General features: G+C 61.8%; 18 protein-coding genes. 14 read left to right on the forward strand and 4 right to left on the reverse strand.

The features are described 5' to 3' along the window. Positions 1–161: 161 nt before the first annotated feature. Positions 162–1,229 carry an adenylate/guanylate cyclase domain-containing protein gene (locus NKH23_RS21990; RefSeq protein WP_352476187.1) on the reverse strand — a complete coding sequence of 356 codons (1,068 nt, stop codon included), beginning with the start codon at positions 1,227–1,229 and terminating at the stop codon, positions 162–164. 116 nt (positions 1,230–1,345) lie between these two features. Between NKH23_RS21990 and NKH23_RS21995 the strand changes: the two genes are divergently transcribed. From NKH23_RS21995 to tolA, 4 genes are all read left to right on the forward strand, one after another. Next, entirely contained in the window at positions 1,346–1,786 is a 441-nt protein-coding gene (locus tag NKH23_RS21995; RefSeq protein WP_023678521.1) for an SRPBCC family protein, read from the forward strand. Positions 1,787–2,200: 414 nt separating this feature from the next. Then, positions 2,201–2,782: a VOC family protein gene (locus NKH23_RS22000; RefSeq protein ID WP_292655582.1), complete on the forward strand. Its 582-nt coding sequence runs from the start codon at positions 2,201–2,203 to the stop codon at positions 2,780–2,782. A 27-nt stretch (positions 2,783–2,809) separates the two neighbouring features. Next, complete coding sequence (locus NKH23_RS22005) at positions 2,810–3,673, forward strand: glutathione S-transferase family protein (protein ID WP_352714298.1); 864 nt, start codon at positions 2,810–2,812, stop codon at positions 3,671–3,673. A 364-nt stretch (positions 3,674–4,037) separates the two neighbouring features. Continuing rightward, positions 4,038–4,442: a cell envelope integrity protein TolA gene (gene tolA, locus NKH23_RS22010; protein WP_352489333.1), complete on the forward strand. Its 405-nt coding sequence runs from the start codon at positions 4,038–4,040 to the stop codon at positions 4,440–4,442. 137 nt (positions 4,443–4,579) lie between these two features. Here the strand turns inward: tolA and NKH23_RS22015 are convergent, their stop codons facing one another. After that, complete coding sequence (locus NKH23_RS22015; RefSeq protein WP_352468942.1) at positions 4,580–4,795, reverse strand: hypothetical protein; 216 nt, start codon at positions 4,793–4,795, stop codon at positions 4,580–4,582. 333 nt (positions 4,796–5,128) lie between these two features. On the opposite strand from NKH23_RS22015, the gene NKH23_RS22020 reads away from it, so the two are divergent. Continuing rightward, complete coding sequence (locus tag NKH23_RS22020) at positions 5,129–6,100, forward strand: DUF2865 domain-containing protein (protein WP_352910042.1); 972 nt, start codon at positions 5,129–5,131, stop codon at positions 6,098–6,100. 82 nt (positions 6,101–6,182) lie between these two features. On the opposite strand, the gene NKH23_RS22025 is transcribed toward NKH23_RS22020, so the two are convergent. Next, on the reverse strand, positions 6,183–6,536 hold the full coding sequence (locus NKH23_RS22025) for a hypothetical protein (RefSeq protein ID WP_352910045.1): 354 nt from the start codon (positions 6,534–6,536) through the stop codon (positions 6,183–6,185). A 595-nt stretch (positions 6,537–7,131) separates the two neighbouring features. On the opposite strand from NKH23_RS22025, the gene pstS reads away from it, so the two are divergent. The 6 genes from pstS to phoB are packed head-to-tail and all read left to right on the forward strand — an operon-like array spanning position 7,132 to position 12,343. Beyond that, on the forward strand, positions 7,132–8,193 hold the full coding sequence (pstS, locus tag NKH23_RS22030; RefSeq protein ID WP_352517601.1) for a phosphate ABC transporter substrate-binding protein PstS: 1,062 nt from the start codon (positions 7,132–7,134) through the stop codon (positions 8,191–8,193). Between the two features lie 59 nt (positions 8,194–8,252). Continuing rightward, positions 8,253–9,242, forward strand: a complete 990-nt coding sequence (pstC, locus tag NKH23_RS22035) for a phosphate ABC transporter permease subunit PstC (protein WP_352451142.1) — start codon at positions 8,253–8,255, stop codon at positions 9,240–9,242. A gap of 3 nt (positions 9,243–9,245) precedes the next feature. Continuing rightward, a complete protein-coding gene (pstA, locus tag NKH23_RS22040; protein WP_023678532.1) occupies positions 9,246–10,097 on the forward strand; it encodes a phosphate ABC transporter permease PstA in 852 nt (283 codons plus the stop codon). After that, the gene (gene pstB, locus NKH23_RS22045; RefSeq protein ID WP_292655560.1) at positions 10,094–10,897 is read left to right on the forward strand and encodes a phosphate ABC transporter ATP-binding protein PstB; all 804 of its coding nucleotides are present in this window, start codon (positions 10,094–10,096) and stop codon (positions 10,895–10,897) included. The genes pstA and pstB overlap by 4 nt, the downstream gene beginning before the upstream one ends. Positions 10,898–10,929: 32 nt before the next feature. Then, the gene (gene phoU, locus NKH23_RS22050) at positions 10,930–11,637 is read left to right on the forward strand and encodes a phosphate signaling complex protein PhoU (protein ID WP_254816572.1); all 708 of its coding nucleotides are present in this window, start codon (positions 10,930–10,932) and stop codon (positions 11,635–11,637) included. Between the two features lie 16 nt (positions 11,638–11,653). Beyond that, positions 11,654–12,343, forward strand: coding sequence for a phosphate regulon transcriptional regulator PhoB (gene phoB / locus NKH23_RS22055; RefSeq protein ID WP_031212149.1), 690 nt, complete (start codon positions 11,654–11,656; stop codon positions 12,341–12,343). Positions 12,344–12,352: 9 nt separating this feature from the next. Here the strand turns inward: phoB and NKH23_RS22060 are convergent, their stop codons facing one another. After that, positions 12,353–13,597: an ROK family protein gene (locus NKH23_RS22060; protein ID WP_352910050.1), complete on the reverse strand. Its 1,245-nt coding sequence runs from the start codon at positions 13,595–13,597 to the stop codon at positions 12,353–12,355. Positions 13,598–13,883: 286 nt separating this feature from the next. Here NKH23_RS22060 and xylF point away from each other — a divergent pair, with 286 nt between their 5' ends. The 3 genes from xylF to NKH23_RS22075 all read left to right on the forward strand — a co-directional run bounded on the left by xylF (position 13,884) and on the right by NKH23_RS22075 (position 17,306). Then, positions 13,884–14,924: a D-xylose ABC transporter substrate-binding protein gene (xylF, locus tag NKH23_RS22065; protein WP_353035327.1), complete on the forward strand. Its 1,041-nt coding sequence runs from the start codon at positions 13,884–13,886 to the stop codon at positions 14,922–14,924. 142 nt (positions 14,925–15,066) lie between these two features. Then, positions 15,067–16,434, forward strand: coding sequence for a sugar ABC transporter permease (locus NKH23_RS22070; RefSeq protein WP_352910052.1), 1,368 nt, complete (start codon positions 15,067–15,069; stop codon positions 16,432–16,434). 77 nt (positions 16,435–16,511) lie between these two features. After that, positions 16,512–17,306 carry an ATP-binding cassette domain-containing protein gene (locus NKH23_RS22075; RefSeq protein WP_352910054.1) on the forward strand — a complete coding sequence of 265 codons (795 nt, stop codon included), beginning with the start codon at positions 16,512–16,514 and terminating at the stop codon, positions 17,304–17,306. Positions 17,307–17,418: the final 112 nt, after the last annotated feature.

The following is a 17,418-nucleotide window of genomic DNA, read 5'->3' on the forward strand; positions in this document are numbered from 1 at the left end:
AGCGAAGCTGCGCGCGACGCGCATGGCTGGGCTCTAAACGCGCCATACTCCAGTTGCAGTATTGTAGCTTCTTTGCCGTTCGAATTTCTCTCAGTCATGGCTTCGCACGATACCAAGATATGCTGCGAACGACACATCCACGGCGCGCTCAATCATTCGATCTATTCCGGCAAGCCGAAAAGTGTTTGCGCGCCTGCTATTCCTCCGAGCGGATGACTGCCCATGGCGATCATCGGCTCGGTAGTTTCTGCCTCGAACACTGTCGACGCGAGCACCGTCCGTCCCAACGGCTTGCACAGCCCTTCGATGCGGCTGACAAGATTTACAGCCTTGCCGATCGCGGTGAAGTCCAACCTGCCGGCAGTGCCGATATTCCCCCAGAGTATCTCGCCGACATGCAGACCAATGCCATATCCGAGCTCAGGGCCGCCATTGCGGCGCCGAGTTTGGTTGAGATGATCTATCCCGGCGCGCGTGGCCTTCACGGCGCGTACCGCAGCGTCACATGCGGCATTTGCATCGCGCTCGCCAATCGGGAAAATCGCGAGGACGCCATCACCTATAAACTTGAGAACCTCACCACCAAATGCGTGCACCGCGCCGGCGACGCAATCGAACCAGGCATCAAGTACCAATACGATCTCGTCTGCATCATGAACCTCGGATAGATCGGTGAAACCTCGAAGGTCCGCGCACAGAAGCGCAGCCCGTATCGTCTCTCCCTTTACTCGACGAGAATGACCGTTGAGCACATGTGCTGCACTGCGCTTTCCCAAATATGCTTCGAGCAATGCGCGTTTCGCGGACCGTTCTGCGAGTGCGGTCATCGGAGCCGCAGCAAACCGGGAGATTTGCCGCAGCAGCTCTGACTGCGCCTCATCTGGAGTATGATCGAACGCCCACACCAAAGTCGGTGCGACACCGCCCGCTCGCTCGTCGAACACGATCGCCCGCGTCGTGCCAAGCCACTCCCGCAGCACGAGCCGGGGATCGGCATTCTGGCGGTCGGCGCCTATCCCCAAAGCCTCGACCACTTCACCCCCAGGCGCTCGCCAGAGCCAGATGCGGCGTGAAATGATCGGGTCGGGAGCGTCCTGCGCCAGCGCGCCGGCGATGATCGGCAAGCCGTCTTCCATCAAATGCGTTGAGAGCTGCAATAGAAGTCGCCCACCGTCGCCAATATGCGCGGCGTCGTCCAGAAGGAATGAAAGCGAGTTTGCGAGAAGCATCGGTAGAAGGTCACTCGGCACCGGCTTATGCTTACGCCTCGAACATCTTCTTGCAACTCCCCACATTCGCTTCAATCATGCACGGCATTCGGAGTGGATGTGACCTGGAGTGAGCGATGGCGGAATCGGTTTACACAGAGATTGAGGTCGCCGCGCCACAAGCGACCGTGTTCGCGCTTTTGACGGATCCGGACCAGATCGTGCGATGGATCGGGACCGAAGCGAATTTGGATGCATCGCCGGGCGGTCTGTTCCTCGTCAATGTCGGTGGTCGCCATATGGCGCGCGGTGAGTTCACCGAGGTGATCCCGGTCCACCGTCTTGCCTACAGTTTTGGTTGGGAAGACAACGAGACCGTGCCGCCCGGCTCCAGCCATGTCGAGATCGACCTGATCGCGAGGGATGCGGGGACACTGATCCGCTTCACGCACAGCGGACTGCCGAACGCAAAGGAGCGTGACAGCCACCGAAGGGGATGGGAGCACTACCTCTCAAGGCTGAAGATCACTGCCGATGGGGGACATGTCGATCCCGACGTGCCGATGAAGAATATGTGATTTTCATCTAAGGGCCGCGGATGCTCGTAATCCGAACCAGGCGCGGCATGCGTCAACGAGGCCCCTTTGACCTGCCGTCGCCAAACCGGCCGCTCGGGAAACCCAGCGACCTGCGGGCTACCGCACCATTACAGCTGCCGGCGACGGATCGTTTCGGCGAGCTCGGCGAAGGCGTCCGCGATCCCGGTGCCGCTCTTGGTGCCTGCGTGGAGTTCTTGAAACTCAGCGCTTCTGGCGCAACGCCTCGGATTGAATTAGCATCCGTTCATCAAAGCTCCGGCCGCACTCCTGCAGGATGCGGAATGCGGAGCGCAGGCGAGGCCGGGCGTGGTCACATGCCGGGCGCTGATCCAAGCGCGACTGGGCATCCGAACTTCCGTTCGGCGGCAAGACGGCGTGGCCGGGAGGAAGGCAATGCAAAAACTGCAATCGCAAGGCGTCCATCACATCACGCTGGTCGGCGCCGGGCGCCAGACTTCCATCGATTTCTGGGAAGGCGTGCTCGGCATGCCCTTCATCTTCGAGCAGCCCAATCTCGACAAAGCCAGCGAAAGCCATCTCTATTTCGATCCGGGCGACGGCCGGCTGATCACCGTCTTCACCGACGAAAGCCGCACGCCGGTCAAGCGGCGCACGCCGACCGATACGGGCTGCGTCCATCACATCGCGTTTGCGGTGTCGCGCGTCACCTTTTTGCAGGCGGTCGCCCGGCTCGACGAGCGCGCCATCAAGCACAGCGGCGTCAAGGATCGCGGCTTCATGGACTCGATCTATTTCGAGGATCCGCTCGGCCTGCTGATTGAGCTCGCCTCCTACCGTTTCGAGCCGCCGGCGGGCTTCACCCATGCCGACGTGCTGATGCAGGCGCACAAGATCCGCCTCGCGCGCGGCGACTACAACATCGCCGAAGTGCACCTTGCCGACGCGATCCAAGCGCTTGTCGAGCGCTCGCGCGCAACCTTGTCGGAGGATCGCGCACCGAAAAATCCATACTGACGACACGCCAAACAAAGGGAGGACATAATGGCAAAGACAGCAACGAAGAGTGCGAAAAAGCCCGCCGCCAAGGCAGCCAAGCCAGGAGCGAAGCCGGCGGCCAAAGCTGCCGTCAAGTCAGCGGCGAAAGTGGCAAAGCCGGCGGCAAAGGTCTCCGCCAAAAAGGCCGCGAAGGCCAAGGCGAAACCGGCGAAAAAGCCGGCGCTGATGCTCAGCATGCTGAAGCCGAGCGTCAACAATATGAGCGTTCGGGTGTTTGCACGCGCCGCCGGGCTCGACCATTCCGAGACCGACGTATGGGGCCATACGCGCTCGCCCGAATATATGGCGCGAAACCCGGCCCATTTGACGCCGATGATCGAGGACAAGGGCCTGCCGAGAGGTGTCTTGTGGGAAAGCTGCGCCATCATGCAGTACCTCGCCAACAAGCACGGGCTGGAGAAACTATATCCCAAGGCGCCGGCCAAGCGGGCAATGATCGACAGTGCCATGTTCTACCTGATCGGGACGCTCTACCCCTACGTGGCGCGCGCCACTTATCCTGCACTGAATTTCCCGCAATATGCCGGCGAGGTCGGCCACAGCGACGCTCATCCCGACAAGAAGTCGGAAGCCCAAAAGGCCGCTATAGAAGCGATAGCCGAGCCGCTGGAGGTGTTTCACAGCTTCTTCAGGAACGGCAAGCCGTTCATCGGCGGCAAGAACCCGTCGATCGCCGACATCCGCCTGGCGGCGACGCTCGAATTCCTCGCCGTCATCGACTATGCGCTGCCCCAATGGGCAAAAGACTATATGGCGGCGATCGAGAAGAAGCTCGGCAAGGCCTATGCCGAGCCGGCCGGCGATGTACGCGGCTATATCGCCTATGTGCGGTCGCAGGCCAACGCCTGAGGCACCTGCAGGCCGGCGATTGTGCGCACGTTCTGCAGGAGCCGGTAATGATCTGGGGTAATTCTTTTTTGCTCTCCCCTGTTTGCACGATGTGGGGAGCTTAAGGTTTCGTTAACCGAAACCCTTTCTACTGGTATTTACCTCCAGCCCGCGACCACGGATGTACTGGCGCGGATGGAAAGCAAAGGTCGGCTACTCGCCGGCCTTTTGCTTGTTGCAGCCTGCCGAAGTTGCGGCTGACGGCGCTTCACGACGCCTGCATGGCTGATGAAGCGCGTTGCCGCCATCTTGTCATCACCGATGTCGGCCCTACCATCGAAGTTAGTCACGTCCTCGAGGGCGGTTCAAGGACAGAGGCCCTGTCATGAAAAGCATTGCTGGAATGGTGGTGATTGCAGGCGCCATGCTGGCGGGTGCAGCCGGTCAATCGAATGCAGCGACGCTCAACACCATGCCCGAGGTCGGGGCTGCCATCCAGGCGTGCTGGACCCCGCCGGCGAATGCCGGGAATTCCACCGTCACCCTGAGCTTCAGCTTCAGGCGCAATGGCACGCTGATCGGCCGGCCCAAGCCGACCGCCATCCGCGTGGCCGGCGACGAGAAGGCACGGCAGGCTTTTGTCGATGCGGCGATTGCGGCCGTGGACCATTGCCTGCCGTTGAGCCTTTCACCGGCGCTGGCTGAAGGCATCCCGGGCAAGGTGTTCACTCTGCAATTCAACTCGCCCAAACAAAAACAGCCTGCAACGCGAGTGCAGGCTTCGCCTTGATCTTTTCCGACAACCGGATTCCACTTTTCGGGATCTAGTGCATGTCGCGCAAAAGTGTGCAGCGGTTTTGCGACAACGACATGCATAAAACAAGAACCTAAGCGCGTCGCATGAGGCCCGATCGATCGCGATGCGCTTTAGTGGCGGCTTCGTCTGGCCTCGACATGTCGCGCCAGTTCCGGCATCTCGAAGACATAGTCGCTCCAGGCCGATTCCGGTATCTGGCCGGCGAGATAGCACTCCAGCAAAAGCCTCTGCTCGTGGTCGAGTGGCCTCGGTGCGCGTTCATGGTCCAACCCAAGTGAATGGAACAGATTCCTGGTCAGGTCCGCGACAGTGAAGTGGATCGACATTTGCGGTCTCCTCCTTTGGCCGTTCAACGCCGAACTTGGGGCTAAGGTTTCAGCAACGGCCGGCCGGTAACGCCGGATTGATCGCGCTGCGGAACCAGCCGCGCGCATCAAACTTCGCCGTGGCGGGCGTCCGCCGGCGTTGCTGCCGGTTCGTCTCAATCTTGAAATAAAAATGTAATATTGAATTTACGTCAGTGGATATAATACACTAGAACTAAAGTCTCTGGCGGCGGCGTGGTCTACTTTAATTAGATAAAACTGATTTAGCCAGTACTTATCCATAGTCGACAAAGAAATCTTGTTCTCGGCGCAACAAGGATAATGGTCGTTCCAATGACACGCTTCTGGCCTCTCACGATTTTGATGCTGGTGTTGGCAATAGCCGTTGCGCTCGGTACGTCCTCCTCCTATGCGGATAGCTGCGGCGCCATCAGGAGCCAATTGCTTTCGGCGGGGCGCGGCGCCGGGACCAGCCCCGAGCTTGCCCAACTGCGCCGGCAACTCGCCGCGATTCAAAGGCTGGAGAGACAGCGCCGATGCACGGCGAAAACGGCCGGCTTCTTCTTCAACCCTTGCGCCGACCTGGTCGCCAGCAAGGCGGAGGTGCAACGGCAGATCGCCAGACTGTCGAATTCGGGCAGGGACACGTCCGGATTGAAGGCCAGGTTTGTCGCGCTGGGTTGCGCCGCCCCCGCTGCCAAGAAACAGCCGGCGCAGCAGCGCACAGCACCCAAAACCCAGTCCGCAGGCGCAACAATTGGCGGCAATCGGATGCTGTTTTGCGTTCGCTTGTCGGACGGATATTTCTTCCCCGCGCCAAAATCGCAGTTCGCCAAGAGCGACGATCTGAAGGAAACGGTCGATCAGTGCCGCTATATCTGCGACGATGCCGGCGTCGACCTCTATACGCTGAGCGACGCCACTCGCGAGACCGAAGAGATGATCGCGCTCGAGTCGGGAAAGCCCTATGTGGAGCTACCTGCCGCGTTCCGGTACCGCGACGACGCGAACTTCAAGGCCTGTGACGTCAAGCGCTATTACCGGCGCGTCGCCGAACTCAGGGCACGAACCGTGACACCGGCCAACATGACCAACGCCATCATTCCGTTGCCGACGGCAAAGCCGGATTTTGATGTCGTCGCGGAAATTCCTGAGTCCGGGATCGAAGCCGCCGGTGCCGCTCCCTCAGGGGCCAAAACGCCGGCTGCCGAGGTGCAAGGGGCTGCCCAGCATCAGTCGATCGAAAGGGCGATCGGAGCGCGGCCAGTGAGAGTGGTCGGCCCGGCCTTTTTCCCGGCGGACTGACCTAGGCGGGCGAAACGGCGAACGGCTGGCCGAATAGCCGCTTCAAGGCCTGGAGCCGTGCGCATCGACCGATATCGGCTGGTTATTCGCAGACCATGCGGGCCCGTTTGCCGGGCTCGCTGACATTCCTGCAGGTGAGCGGCTTCGCCGGCTGCGATGACAGCATGGGCGGATTGTTGGCGACCCTCCTCCGTGGCGCTGCAACGGAAGCTGCGCTCCTGCGCACCGCCGGCCTTTTCGGCGTTTGCGGCGCCACTGGAAAGACGTCGGTCTCCAACTGCGACTGTTCGGTTTGCGCCTGCGGCGAAGGCCGGTCCCAGAACCGGCGAACATCGAGCGGCTTGGGAATGATCACAGTGCCGTCATAGCTGCGCGCGCAGCCGCTTCCCAGAGGCAGCGCCAGGCACAGGAAGACAGGCAGAATCCGTCGAAACATCAGCAACACCCCTGCAAGCTTATAACGCTGCTTCGGCCTAACCGACAACCGGCGGAATAGTGCGGAGGGAGTAGATAGGGTGAAGTAGAAGTCGTCGCACTTCCAGTCGAAGCCCTGCTCGATTCGTCAACGCTTCCAGCGTAAAGCCATGGTGCGATCGCACCATACCAAAGCCGCGCTCAGTGGCGACAATGGGATATTCGAAGTTCCGCTCCTCCAGTTACGGGCGGGAGCAGCGACCGCCGGCAAGAAACAGGGTCAGATTTACCCCAACGGACCTGTTTCGGCGATGGCTCGGCCATGACACGTTCTGGCTGCATGCAACGCGCTCCCGTCCGGTTTTTTTCTTTTAAAGCCGGTTGCTGCGATCGCCGAGCAGACGATGCCGGCCGGAATTCACGCAAGCTGCTGATTCCAGCGGCAAACCGCGGCCCATGCCGACAAAGGCCGCGGCCGCTCCTTCTTAACCCGGCTGGACGACGTTACCGGAGCGACATGAAACTGTCATGCGACTGTAATAATCGGGGGCTATTGGCCTCAGCGGGCGCCGGAGGAATGGCGCCGAGAGACCATATTCCGAACAGGAGCAGGCCACATGAGACATTTCATCCGCTCGGCGGCCGTTGCGATTGCAATGGCTGCGGCGACGACCACCCTCACCCTGTCCGCCGCGCTCGCCGCGGACATCTCCGGCGCCGGCGCCACCTTCCCCTACCCGATCTATGCGAAGTGGGCCGACACCTACAAGAAAGACACAGGCGTTGGCCTTAACTACCAGTCGATCGGTTCCGGCGGCGGCATCAAGCAGATCAAGGCCAAGACCGTCACCTTCGGCGCTTCGGATGCGCCGCTCAAAGGCGAAGAGCTTGAAGCGTCCGGACTGGCTCAGTTCCCGATGGTGATGGGCGGCATCGTTCCCGTCGTCAACCTCGAAGGCATCAAGCCGGGCGAGTTGGTTCTCGACGGCCCGACGCTGGCCGACATCTTCCTCGGCAAGATCACGAGCTGGGATGACGAGGCGATCAAGAAGCTCAATCCCGACGTCAAGCTGCCTTCGCAAGCGATAGCGGTCGTTCACCGTTCCGATGGTTCGGGCACGACGTTCAACTTCACATACTACCTCGGCGACGTCAGCGCGGACTGGAAAGAAAAGGTCGGCGTCGACAAGGCCGTGGAATGGCCCGTTGGCATCGGCGCCAAGGGCAATGAGGGCGTTGCCAACAACGTCTCCCAGACCGGCGGCGCGATCGGCTATGTCGAATACGCCTATGCCAAGCAGAACAAGCTCACCCACACCGACATGATCAACAAGGACGGCAAGAAGGTCGAGCCTGCCGCGGCGGCGTTCTCGGCGGCAGCGGCCAATGCCGACTGGAGCTCGCAGCCGGGCTATGGCGTCATCCTCGCCAACGAGCCGGGCGCCGAGTCCTGGCCGATGACGGCGGCGACGTGGATACTCCTGTACAAGAAGCCGGACGACGCCGCGACCACCGCCGAAGCCCTTAAATTCTTCGCCTGGGCATATGACAAGGGCGACGAGATGGCCGGCGAGCTGGACTACGTTCCGATGCCCGACAAGGTGGTCGAGAGCGTCAAGGCCATGTGGGCCAAGGAAGTCGTCGGCAGCGACGGCAAGCCGCTCTACTCGGCTATGTAATGTCCTTCAGGGAGGGCGTCGACGGCGCCCTCCCTGTTGCCTTCAATCGCGAGGACCCAATGACCATCGCTTCCGATGCCATGCCATCATCTGCAGCAGCCCGGGCGAGGGAAGCTACGGTCCGGCGCTTCGCGCTCACAGATGCCATATTCCGCGGACTCACCCGCGCTTCCGCAATTCTGGTGCTGGTCATCCTCGGCGGTGTCGCGATCTCGCTGTTTGCCGGCTCATGGCAGGCGCTGTCGTCCTTCGGTTTTTCTTTCCTGACGACTGAGAGCTGGAATCCGGTCACGGAAAAATTTGGCGCACTGGCGCCGATCTACGGCACCCTGGTAACGGCGGCCATCGCCATCCTGATCGCGGTTCCGATCGGCATCGGCATTGCCGTGTTTCTCACCGAGCTCTGCCCGCGCCCGCTCAGGCGCCCGATCGGCATAGCGGTCGAGCTATTGGCCGGCATTCCGTCGATCATCTATGGTATCTGGGGCCTGTTCGTGTTCGCGCCGTTCCTGCAGACGACGATACAGCCCTTCATCATCAACATCTTCCACGGCGTGCCGGGACTATCCAGCCTTTTTGCCGGCCCTCCTTACGGCATCGGCCTTCTGACCTCGGCGCTGATCCTCGCCATCATGGTGTTGCCCTTCATCACCTCGATCACCAAGGACGTCTTCGATACAGTGCCGGCGGTGCTCAAGGAATCGGCCTACGGCATCGGTTGCACGACTTGGGAAGTGACCCGGCGCGTGGTCATTCCCTATACCCGCATCGGCATCATGGGCGGCGTCATGCTTGGCCTCGGCCGGGCGCTCGGCGAGACCATGGCGGTGACCTTCGTCATCGGCAACGCGCACCGCATCAGTGCCTCTCTGTTCGCGCCGGGCACGACGATCTCGGCGACCATCGCCAATGAATTCACGGAGGCCGACGGCGACCTCTACACCTCCTCGCTGGTTTCGCTCGGCCTGATCCTGTTCGTCATCACCTTCCTGATCCTTGCCGCCGCCCGCTATATGCTGATGCGGATCGACGCCCGTACGGGAGCCTGACCGATGTCGACATCCTCATCGCTCCACAGCCGCCGCAAAGCCAGGAATTCGGTGATGATGGCGCTTTGCGTCGTCGCCGCCGGCATCGGGCTTGCCTGGCTGGCGCTCATCCTCGGCGCGCTGGTCTATAAGGGTACGGCCGGGCTTTCGCTCGCGGTCTTCACCGAGATGACGCCACCACCCGGCGAGGCCGGCGGCCTGCTCAATGCCATCGCGGGCAGCCTGCTGATGACGATCATCGCCGTTGTCGTCGGCACGCCGATCGGCGTGCTGGCGGGAACCTACATGGCCGAGTATGGACGCTTTTCGCGCATCACCACCGTCGTCCGCTTCATCAACGACATCCTGTTGTCGGCGCCGTCGATCATCATCGGCTTGTTCGTCTATGAGCTGATGGTGCGGCCAATGGGACATTTCTCGGCCATTGCCGGCGCCGTGGCGCTTGCCATCCTGGTCATTCCGGTGGTCGTGCGCACCACTGAAGACATGCTCAACCTGGTACCGAACGCGTTGCGTGAAGCCGGTGCCGCGATCGGCGCGCCGCGCTGGGTGGTGATCCGTTCGGTCGCCTATCGCGCCGCATTGTCCGGCATCGTCACCGGTATATTGCTGGCGATAGCACGCATTTCCGGCGAGACGGCGCCGCTGCTCTTCACCGCGCTCAACAACCAGTTCTGGAGCAGCAATATCAACGCGCCGATGGCCAGCCTGCCGGTGACCATCTTCCAGTTCGCTCTCAGCCCTTACGAGGAATGGCAGCAGCTGGCGTGGACCGGCGCACTCATAATCACCCTGACGGTTCTGGGCTTGAGCATCCTCGCCCGCAGCCTTACCGGACGCAGAGAGGACAGATGACACAGATGTTGTCCCCGGACATGACGATGACCGAAACGGTCGCCGAGAAGACGAAGATCGAGGTCAAGAACCTCAACTTCTACTACGGCCAGAGCAAGGCGCTGAAGGACATTAGCCTGTCGCTGCCCGAGCGCAGTGTCACGGCCTTCATTGGGCCTTCGGGCTGCGGGAAATCGACGCTGCTGCGTGTGTTCAACCGCATCTATGAGCTCTACCCGAAACAGACAGCCGAGGGCCAGGTGCTGCTCGACGGCAAGAATATTCTCGACCGGTCGCAGGATCTCAATCTGCTGCGCACCAAGATCGGCATGGTGTTCCAGAAGCCGACGCCGTTCCCGATGTCGATCTACGAGAACATCGCCTTCGGCGTCAGGCTCTACGAGAATCTCGGCAAGTCCGAGATGGACGGCCGCGTCGAACAGGCGTTGAAGCGCGCCGCGCTGTGGAGCGAGGTCAAGGACAAGCTCAACGCCAGTGGCTTGAGCCTGTCCGGCGGCCAGCAGCAGCGGCTCTGTATCGCCCGCACCGTGGCCGTGAAGCCGGAAGTCATTCTGCTCGACGAACCGGCTTCGGCGCTCGACCCGTTGTCGACGGCCAAGATCGAGGAACTGATCGACGAATTGCAAGCCGACTACACGATCGTCATCGTCACTCACAACATGCAGCAGGCGGCGCGCGTGTCGCGCCAGACCGCCTTCATGTATCTGGGTGAGCTGGTCGAGTTCGACCGGACCGAGAAGATCTTCACGTCGCCCCGCGAGAAGCGCACGCAGGACTACATCACCGGCCGCTTCGGCTGAGCCGTTCCGATCATGCATATGAGGACAGGACCATGGGCGAACACACAGTCGCTTCTTTCGACGAGGATCTCGAGCAGATCAGCAAGCTGATCCGCGACATGGCCGACCTCGCCGGTTCGATGGTCGGCGGGGCGACCAAGGCCCTGTTGAATTCCGACAACGTGCTGGCGCAACGCGTCGTTTCCGACGACGCCATCATGGATGCGCGTCAACGCGAACTGGACGATCGCGCCATCACCCTGATCGCCAAACGCCAGCCGATGGCCCACGATCTTCGCCATGTCGTCGGAGCGATCCGTATGGCCGGCGACCTCGAACGCATCGGCGACCTTGCCAAGAACATCGCCAAGCGTGTGAGTGCGGTCGGCCTCAGCGTCACGCCGCGCGACCTGTCGCATTCCATCGACGCGATGGCGCAGCTGGTGCTCATCCAGGTGCAGGGCGTCATTGAGGAATATGCCGCAGGCGATGCGGCCGCGTTGGCCAAGCTGCGTGCCGCAGACGAGCGCATCGACGTCAAATACACGTCCGTGTTCCGCGAGCTGTTGACCTACATGATGGAAGATCCGCGCAACATCACCGCTTGCACGCATCTGCTGTTCTGCGCCAAGAATCTGGAGCGGATCGGCGACCATGTCACCAACATCGCCGAAAATGCGTATTATGTGCTGACCGGCGAGCAATTGCCGGTCAATCGTCCGAAGCAGGACGAAACGACAATGTCCGCGCCGGTGACATAATGGGGGTGCCCAGCCGATGATCGCACCACGCATAATGGTGGTGGAGGACGAGGAGCCGTTGGGTGTGCTGCTCCGCTACAATCTCGAATCCGAAGGCTACCAGGTCGAGGTGGTGACACGCGGCGACGAAGCCGAGATCCGTTTGCAGGAGAATGTGCCCGATCTTCTGGTGCTCGACTGGATGATACCAGCGGTTTCCGGCATCGAGCTCTGCCGCCGGTTGCGGGTGCGCCCCGAAACCGAGCGGCTGCCGATCATCATGCTGACCGCGCGCGGCGAGGAGAGCGACCGGGTGCGCGGTCTTTCGACCGGCGCCGACGACTATCTGGTCAAACCATTTTCGACACCGGAATTCATGGCCAGGGTCAAGGCGCTGCTGCGGCGCGCCAAGCCGGAAGTGTTGTCAAGCGTGCTGAAGGTCGGCGACATCGTGCTCGATCGCGAATCGCACAGGGTCTATCGCAAGAAGAGCGAAATCAGGCTCGGGCCGACCGAATTCCGGTTGCTCGAGTTCATGATGCGGCATCCGGGCCGCGTCTTCTCGCGCAGCCAGTTGCTCGATAATGTCTGGGGCGAGACGATCTATATCGACGAACGCACCGTCGACGTGCATGTCGGCCGGCTGCGCAAAGCCGTCAACAACGGCCGCATGCCTGATGTCATCCGCACCATCCGCGGTGCCGGCTACGCGATCAGGGAAGATTGATCCGCCGGGTCAGGCCACGTTCTTTCTGACGCGGGGCCTCATTTGCGCGCCCGGCGCGAAAATCTCCTGGTCGACGAAGCTTAACGCCCGCATCGCACAGCCTTCGCGGATCAGCGGCAATTCGTTCGGCTCGGTATCGAAGGAGATCGAACCCGAATGCTGGCCGCCGGCGGTCTGGGCGATGGCCTGGCGCAAGGCCGGCTCGATCAGATCGAAGGCGGCGGCACTGGCGCCGACCATCGCGACCGGTGCCGGATCGATCAGCGCGAACAGCGAGCCGAGACCGAAACCCAGCGCCTCGCCGGCCTTGCGGTAGGCCTCGCGTTCCGGCCCATCCTTCTCGCGCGCCCGGGCCGCCAGCGCGCGCATGTCGGCGTCGCTGACGTCGGCGATGGGTTCGCTGTCTTCGCTCATCTGCCTGGCGTTGCGCCAGATGGCGTAGTTGCCGGCATAGGCCTCGATGCAGCCGCGCCGCCCGCATCGGCAGAGCGCGCCGCCCGGACGATGGATCATGTGGCCAAACTCGCCGCCGGAGGAATGCGTGCCGGTGAACAGCTCGCCCTTCAACACCAGCCCCATGCCGATGCCGTGCGAAAGCAGGATGGCGATGAAGTCGTCGCGATAGCGATCCGGATCGCGCCAGCGCAAAGCCACCGCCATCATATTGCAGTCGTTCTCCACCGTGGCCGGGATGCCGAATTGATCTTCCAGCATATCGGCAAAGGCGATGTCCGTCTGCGGCGTGATCGGCGACCACAGCATGGCGCGTGCAGGGGAGTCGGTAATGCCCTGAATCGCCAGGGCGATGCGGGCGACACTGCGGACGTCAAGGTCTGGATCCTCCAGCCGGCGCCGGACGACGGCCATGCATTCGCGGATCAGCTCGTCGCGCGGCATGGTCAGCGTGTCCAGCCGGCGCTGTTCCTCGGCTACGACGTGTCCCGCATAGTCGATGATGGCGGCCGACAGGAAGTTGAGCGACAACACCACGGTCAGCACCGCCGCCGCTTCCGGGTTGAGGGCGAGGCCGACCTGCGGACGACCGCGTTTCAACGAAACGGGCTCGCTTGCCTTGCTCTCGGCGAGGATGCCTTCCCGTATCAGGTCGGAGGAGATCGCCGATATGGTCGAATGGCTGAGGCCGGTGGCTGCGGCGATCTCCGTACGCGATGGCTGGCCAACCCGGCGGACTGCCGAGATCACCATCGCCCGGTTGCGCCGGCGCAAATCGTCATGGCGGATTCCGACCGACATCGTTTTGCTTTCCTCCCGGTTGCCGCGGCCGCTCATGAACCGGAAGCCGTCGGTAATGTCCGACAAATAGTGTCGGATGCAGGCAAATAGTGTCAGATGCAGGTGGCGCTGTCATCGTTTATTCCGACGCTCGAAAAAACTCTCAGACTCATCAAAATCCATCAGAATCGATGTTGACAGCAGCCGGAGATCGGGCCAGTATTTTTTCGAGGCTCGAAAAAATTAGGGGCCTCTAAGCTGGTCTTTGGGCCAATGGTCACGCCGTACGCGGCGCAGGGAGGATATGATGAAGAAATTCACGACCGCCATTCTGGCGGGTGTCGCCATGACGCTGGCGCTGGCGTCGGTGGCGCAGGCTAAAGACAAGGTCATCGGCGTTTCCTGGTCGAACTTCCAGGAAGAGCGCTGGAAGACCGACGAGGCCGCAATGAAGGCGGCCATCGAGGCCGCCGGCGAGAAGTATATTTCCGCCGACGCACAGTCCAACCCCGGCAAGCAGCTCACCGACGTCGAGAGCCTGATCTCGCAGGGCGCAAACGCACTGATCATCCTGGCGCAGGACGCCTCGGCCATCGGGCCGGCCGTGCAAAAGGCGCTGGACGAAGGTATTCCGGTTGTCGGCTACGACCGGCTGATCGAGAACAAGGACGTCTTCTACCTGACCTTCGACAACAAGGAAGTCGGCCGCATGCAGGCCCGCGAAGTGTTCAAGGTGAAACCGGAAGGCAACTACGTCTTCATCAAGGGCTCGGGCGCCGATCCGAATGCCGATTTCCTGTTTGCCGGTTCGATGGAAGTACTGAAGGACGCAATAGACAGCGGCAAGATCAAGAATGTCGGCGAGGCCTATACCGACGGCTGGCTGCCGGCCAACGCCCAGAAGAACATGGAACAGTTCCTGACCGCGAACGACAACAAGGTCGATGCAGTGGTCGCGGCCAATGACGGTACTGCCGGCGGCGTCGTCGCCGCATTGACGGCGCAAGGGCTGGCCGGATCTGTTCCGGTTTCGGGCCAGGACGGCGACCACGCCGCGCTGAACCGCATCGCGCTCGGCACGCAGACCGTGTCGGTGTGGAAGGATGCGCGCGAGCTCGGCAAGAACGCCGCCGAGATCGCCTCGCAACTGGCCGACGGCAAGCAGATGACCGACATTGCCGGCGTGAAGGATTTCACCACGCCCGGCGGCAACACCGTAAAATCCCTGTTCCTGACCCCGGTCGCCATCACCAAAGATAACCTCAACGTCGTCATCGATGCCGGCTGGATCAAGAAAGAAGAGGTCTGCGCGGGTGTGGCGGCGGGCACTGTTGCGGTCTGCAACTGACCCGACGTTTCCGAGAAGTCCGAACGCCGCGGCCGCTCGCCGCGGCGTTTTTTCAACAAGAGTTGTTTTTCCGCTTCCGGCGGATAACTTCTAGGCTGCTTCCGGCATCCGCGGCAGACGGCAACCCGGCGGGAGAAACATAATGACCGACACGACTTCCAACACGCCGGTCGACAGCTCGACCGCAGACCGGGCGCGGGAATCCGAGCTCGGCATCGTTGCCCGATTTCTCAAGGCAACCGAACTCGACACGCGCATGCTCGGCATGGTCGGCGCGCTGCTGGTCATCTGGGTCGGCCTGCATGTCGTTTCTAGCGTACGGCTCGGCGTCAATCCGTTCGAGTTCGACAGCCGGACCTTCCTGACGCCACGCAATCTCTGGAACCTGTCGGTGCAGACTTCCGCCGTGGCCATAATGGCCGCCGGAATGGTGCTGGTTATCGTCATGCGCAATATCGACCTGTCGGTCGGCTCCGCCGAAGGCCTGATCGGCGTGGTCATGGGCTTTGCGCAGGTGCATTTCCTGGTGCGAATGGTCGGTCTGCAATTAGGCAACCCCTGGATCTGGATCGTGGCGCTGGCCATCGGCCTGGCGCTTGGCCTTCTGATCGGAGCGTTCCAGGGATACATCATCGCTTATCTCGAGGTGCCGGCCTTCATCGTGACGCTGGGCGGCCTTCTGGTCTGGCGGGGTGCCGCATGGTGGGTCGCCAGTGGGCAGACGATTGCGCCGCTTGATGCCACTTTCCAGCTGATGGGCGGCGGACCGGCGGGTTCGATCGGCGCGCGATGGAGCTGGATCGTCGGAATTGTCGCATGCCTTGCGGTTGTGTTCATGCTGCTCAACGGGCGGGTGCAGCGCAAGCGGTTCCGCTTCCCGTTACGCCCGATCTGGGCCGAGACGTTCCTCGGGGCCGTCACTTGCCTTGTCATCATGGGCGCCATATGGCTCGCCAATTCCTATCCTTGGCCGGTCGGCATCGTGAACAGATATGCGGCGGCCAACAATATAACCGTTCCCGAAGGCGGGTTGTTCATCGCCCATGGCATCGCCATACCCGTGCTGATGGCTGTAGCCGTAGGGCTGATCATGACCTTCATCGCCAAGCGTACCCGTTTCGGCCGCTATGTCTTCGCCATCGGCGGCAATCCGGAAGCAGCCAACCTTGCCGGTATCAACACGCGCTGGGTGACCATGAAGGTGTTCATGATCATGGGCGTGCTGGCGACGATCGCCGCAGCGATCTCGTCAGCCAGGCAGAACTCGTCGACCAATGCGCTGGGCACGCTGGACGAGCTCCTGGTTATCGCGGCGGCGGTGATCGGCGGCACGTCGCTCGCCGGCGGCTCCGGCACCGTGCTCGGCGCCATGCTCGGCGCGCTTTTGATGCAGTCGCTGCAATCCGGCATGGTGCTACTCGGCATCGATTCGCCGCTGCAGAGCATTGTTGTCGGCGCCGTGCTGGTGGTCGCGGTGTGGCTCGATACCGTCTATCGCAAACGGGTCTGAGCATGATCCCGCAAGGTGGAAACCGGCTTTCGGACAAGATCATGCTCAAGCAGGATCTATAGGGAGGAAGAACAAGCATGGCAGACAAGACCGCTCCCACGCCGCTGATCGACATGCGCAACATTTCGATCGCCTTCGGCGGCATTCGCGCCGTCGACGATGCCTCGGTCGATCTTTTCCCGGGCGAGGTGATGGCTTTGCTCGGCCATAACGGTGCCGGCAAATCGACGTTGATAAAAATCCTGTCCGGCGCCTACAAGCGCGATGCGGGCCAGATTTTCGTCAACGGCGAGGAGGCTTCGATCTCCAACCCCCGCGACGCCAAGAAGTACGGCATCGAGACGATCTACCAGACGCTGGCGCTGGCCGACAATGTCGATGCGGCCGCCAACCTGTTTCTCGGCCGCGAGTTGATGACCGCCTGGGGTACGCTCGACGACGTCGCCATGGAGGCTGAGGCGCGCAAGGTGATGGGTAGGCTTAATCCGCGTTTCCAACGCTTCAAGGAGCCGGTGGTAAAGCTCTCGGGGGGCCAGCGGCAGTCGGTTGCGATCGCCCGCGCCATCCTGTTCAACGCCCGCATCCTGATCATGGACGAGCCGACGGCGGCACTCGGGCCGCAGGAGACGGCACAGGTCGGCGAACTGGTCAGGCAGCTCAAGGCCGACGGCATCGGCATCTTCCTGATCAGCCACGACATCCATGACGTGTTCGAGCTTGCCGACCGTGTCTGCGTCATGAAGAACGGTCGGGTTGTCGGCACGGCACGCACGACCGACGTCACCCAGGACGAAGTGCTCGGCATGATCATCCTCGGCAAGTGCCCACCCGGCGCCATTCCGGGGCCGGGCGCCCTGAAGATCGCCGCATGAATGAGAATTAGCCGGCTAATCACAAGCCGCCAAAATATGCCAGCCGTCACCATGCTTTGGCCTCGCCATTGTGTTGGCGTCGGGACTTGCCCATAAAGATGCCGAACCGTCC

Source organism: Mesorhizobium sp. M1328 (assembly GCF_040318075.1).
Lineage (GTDB): Bacteria > Pseudomonadota > Alphaproteobacteria > Rhizobiales > Rhizobiaceae > Mesorhizobium.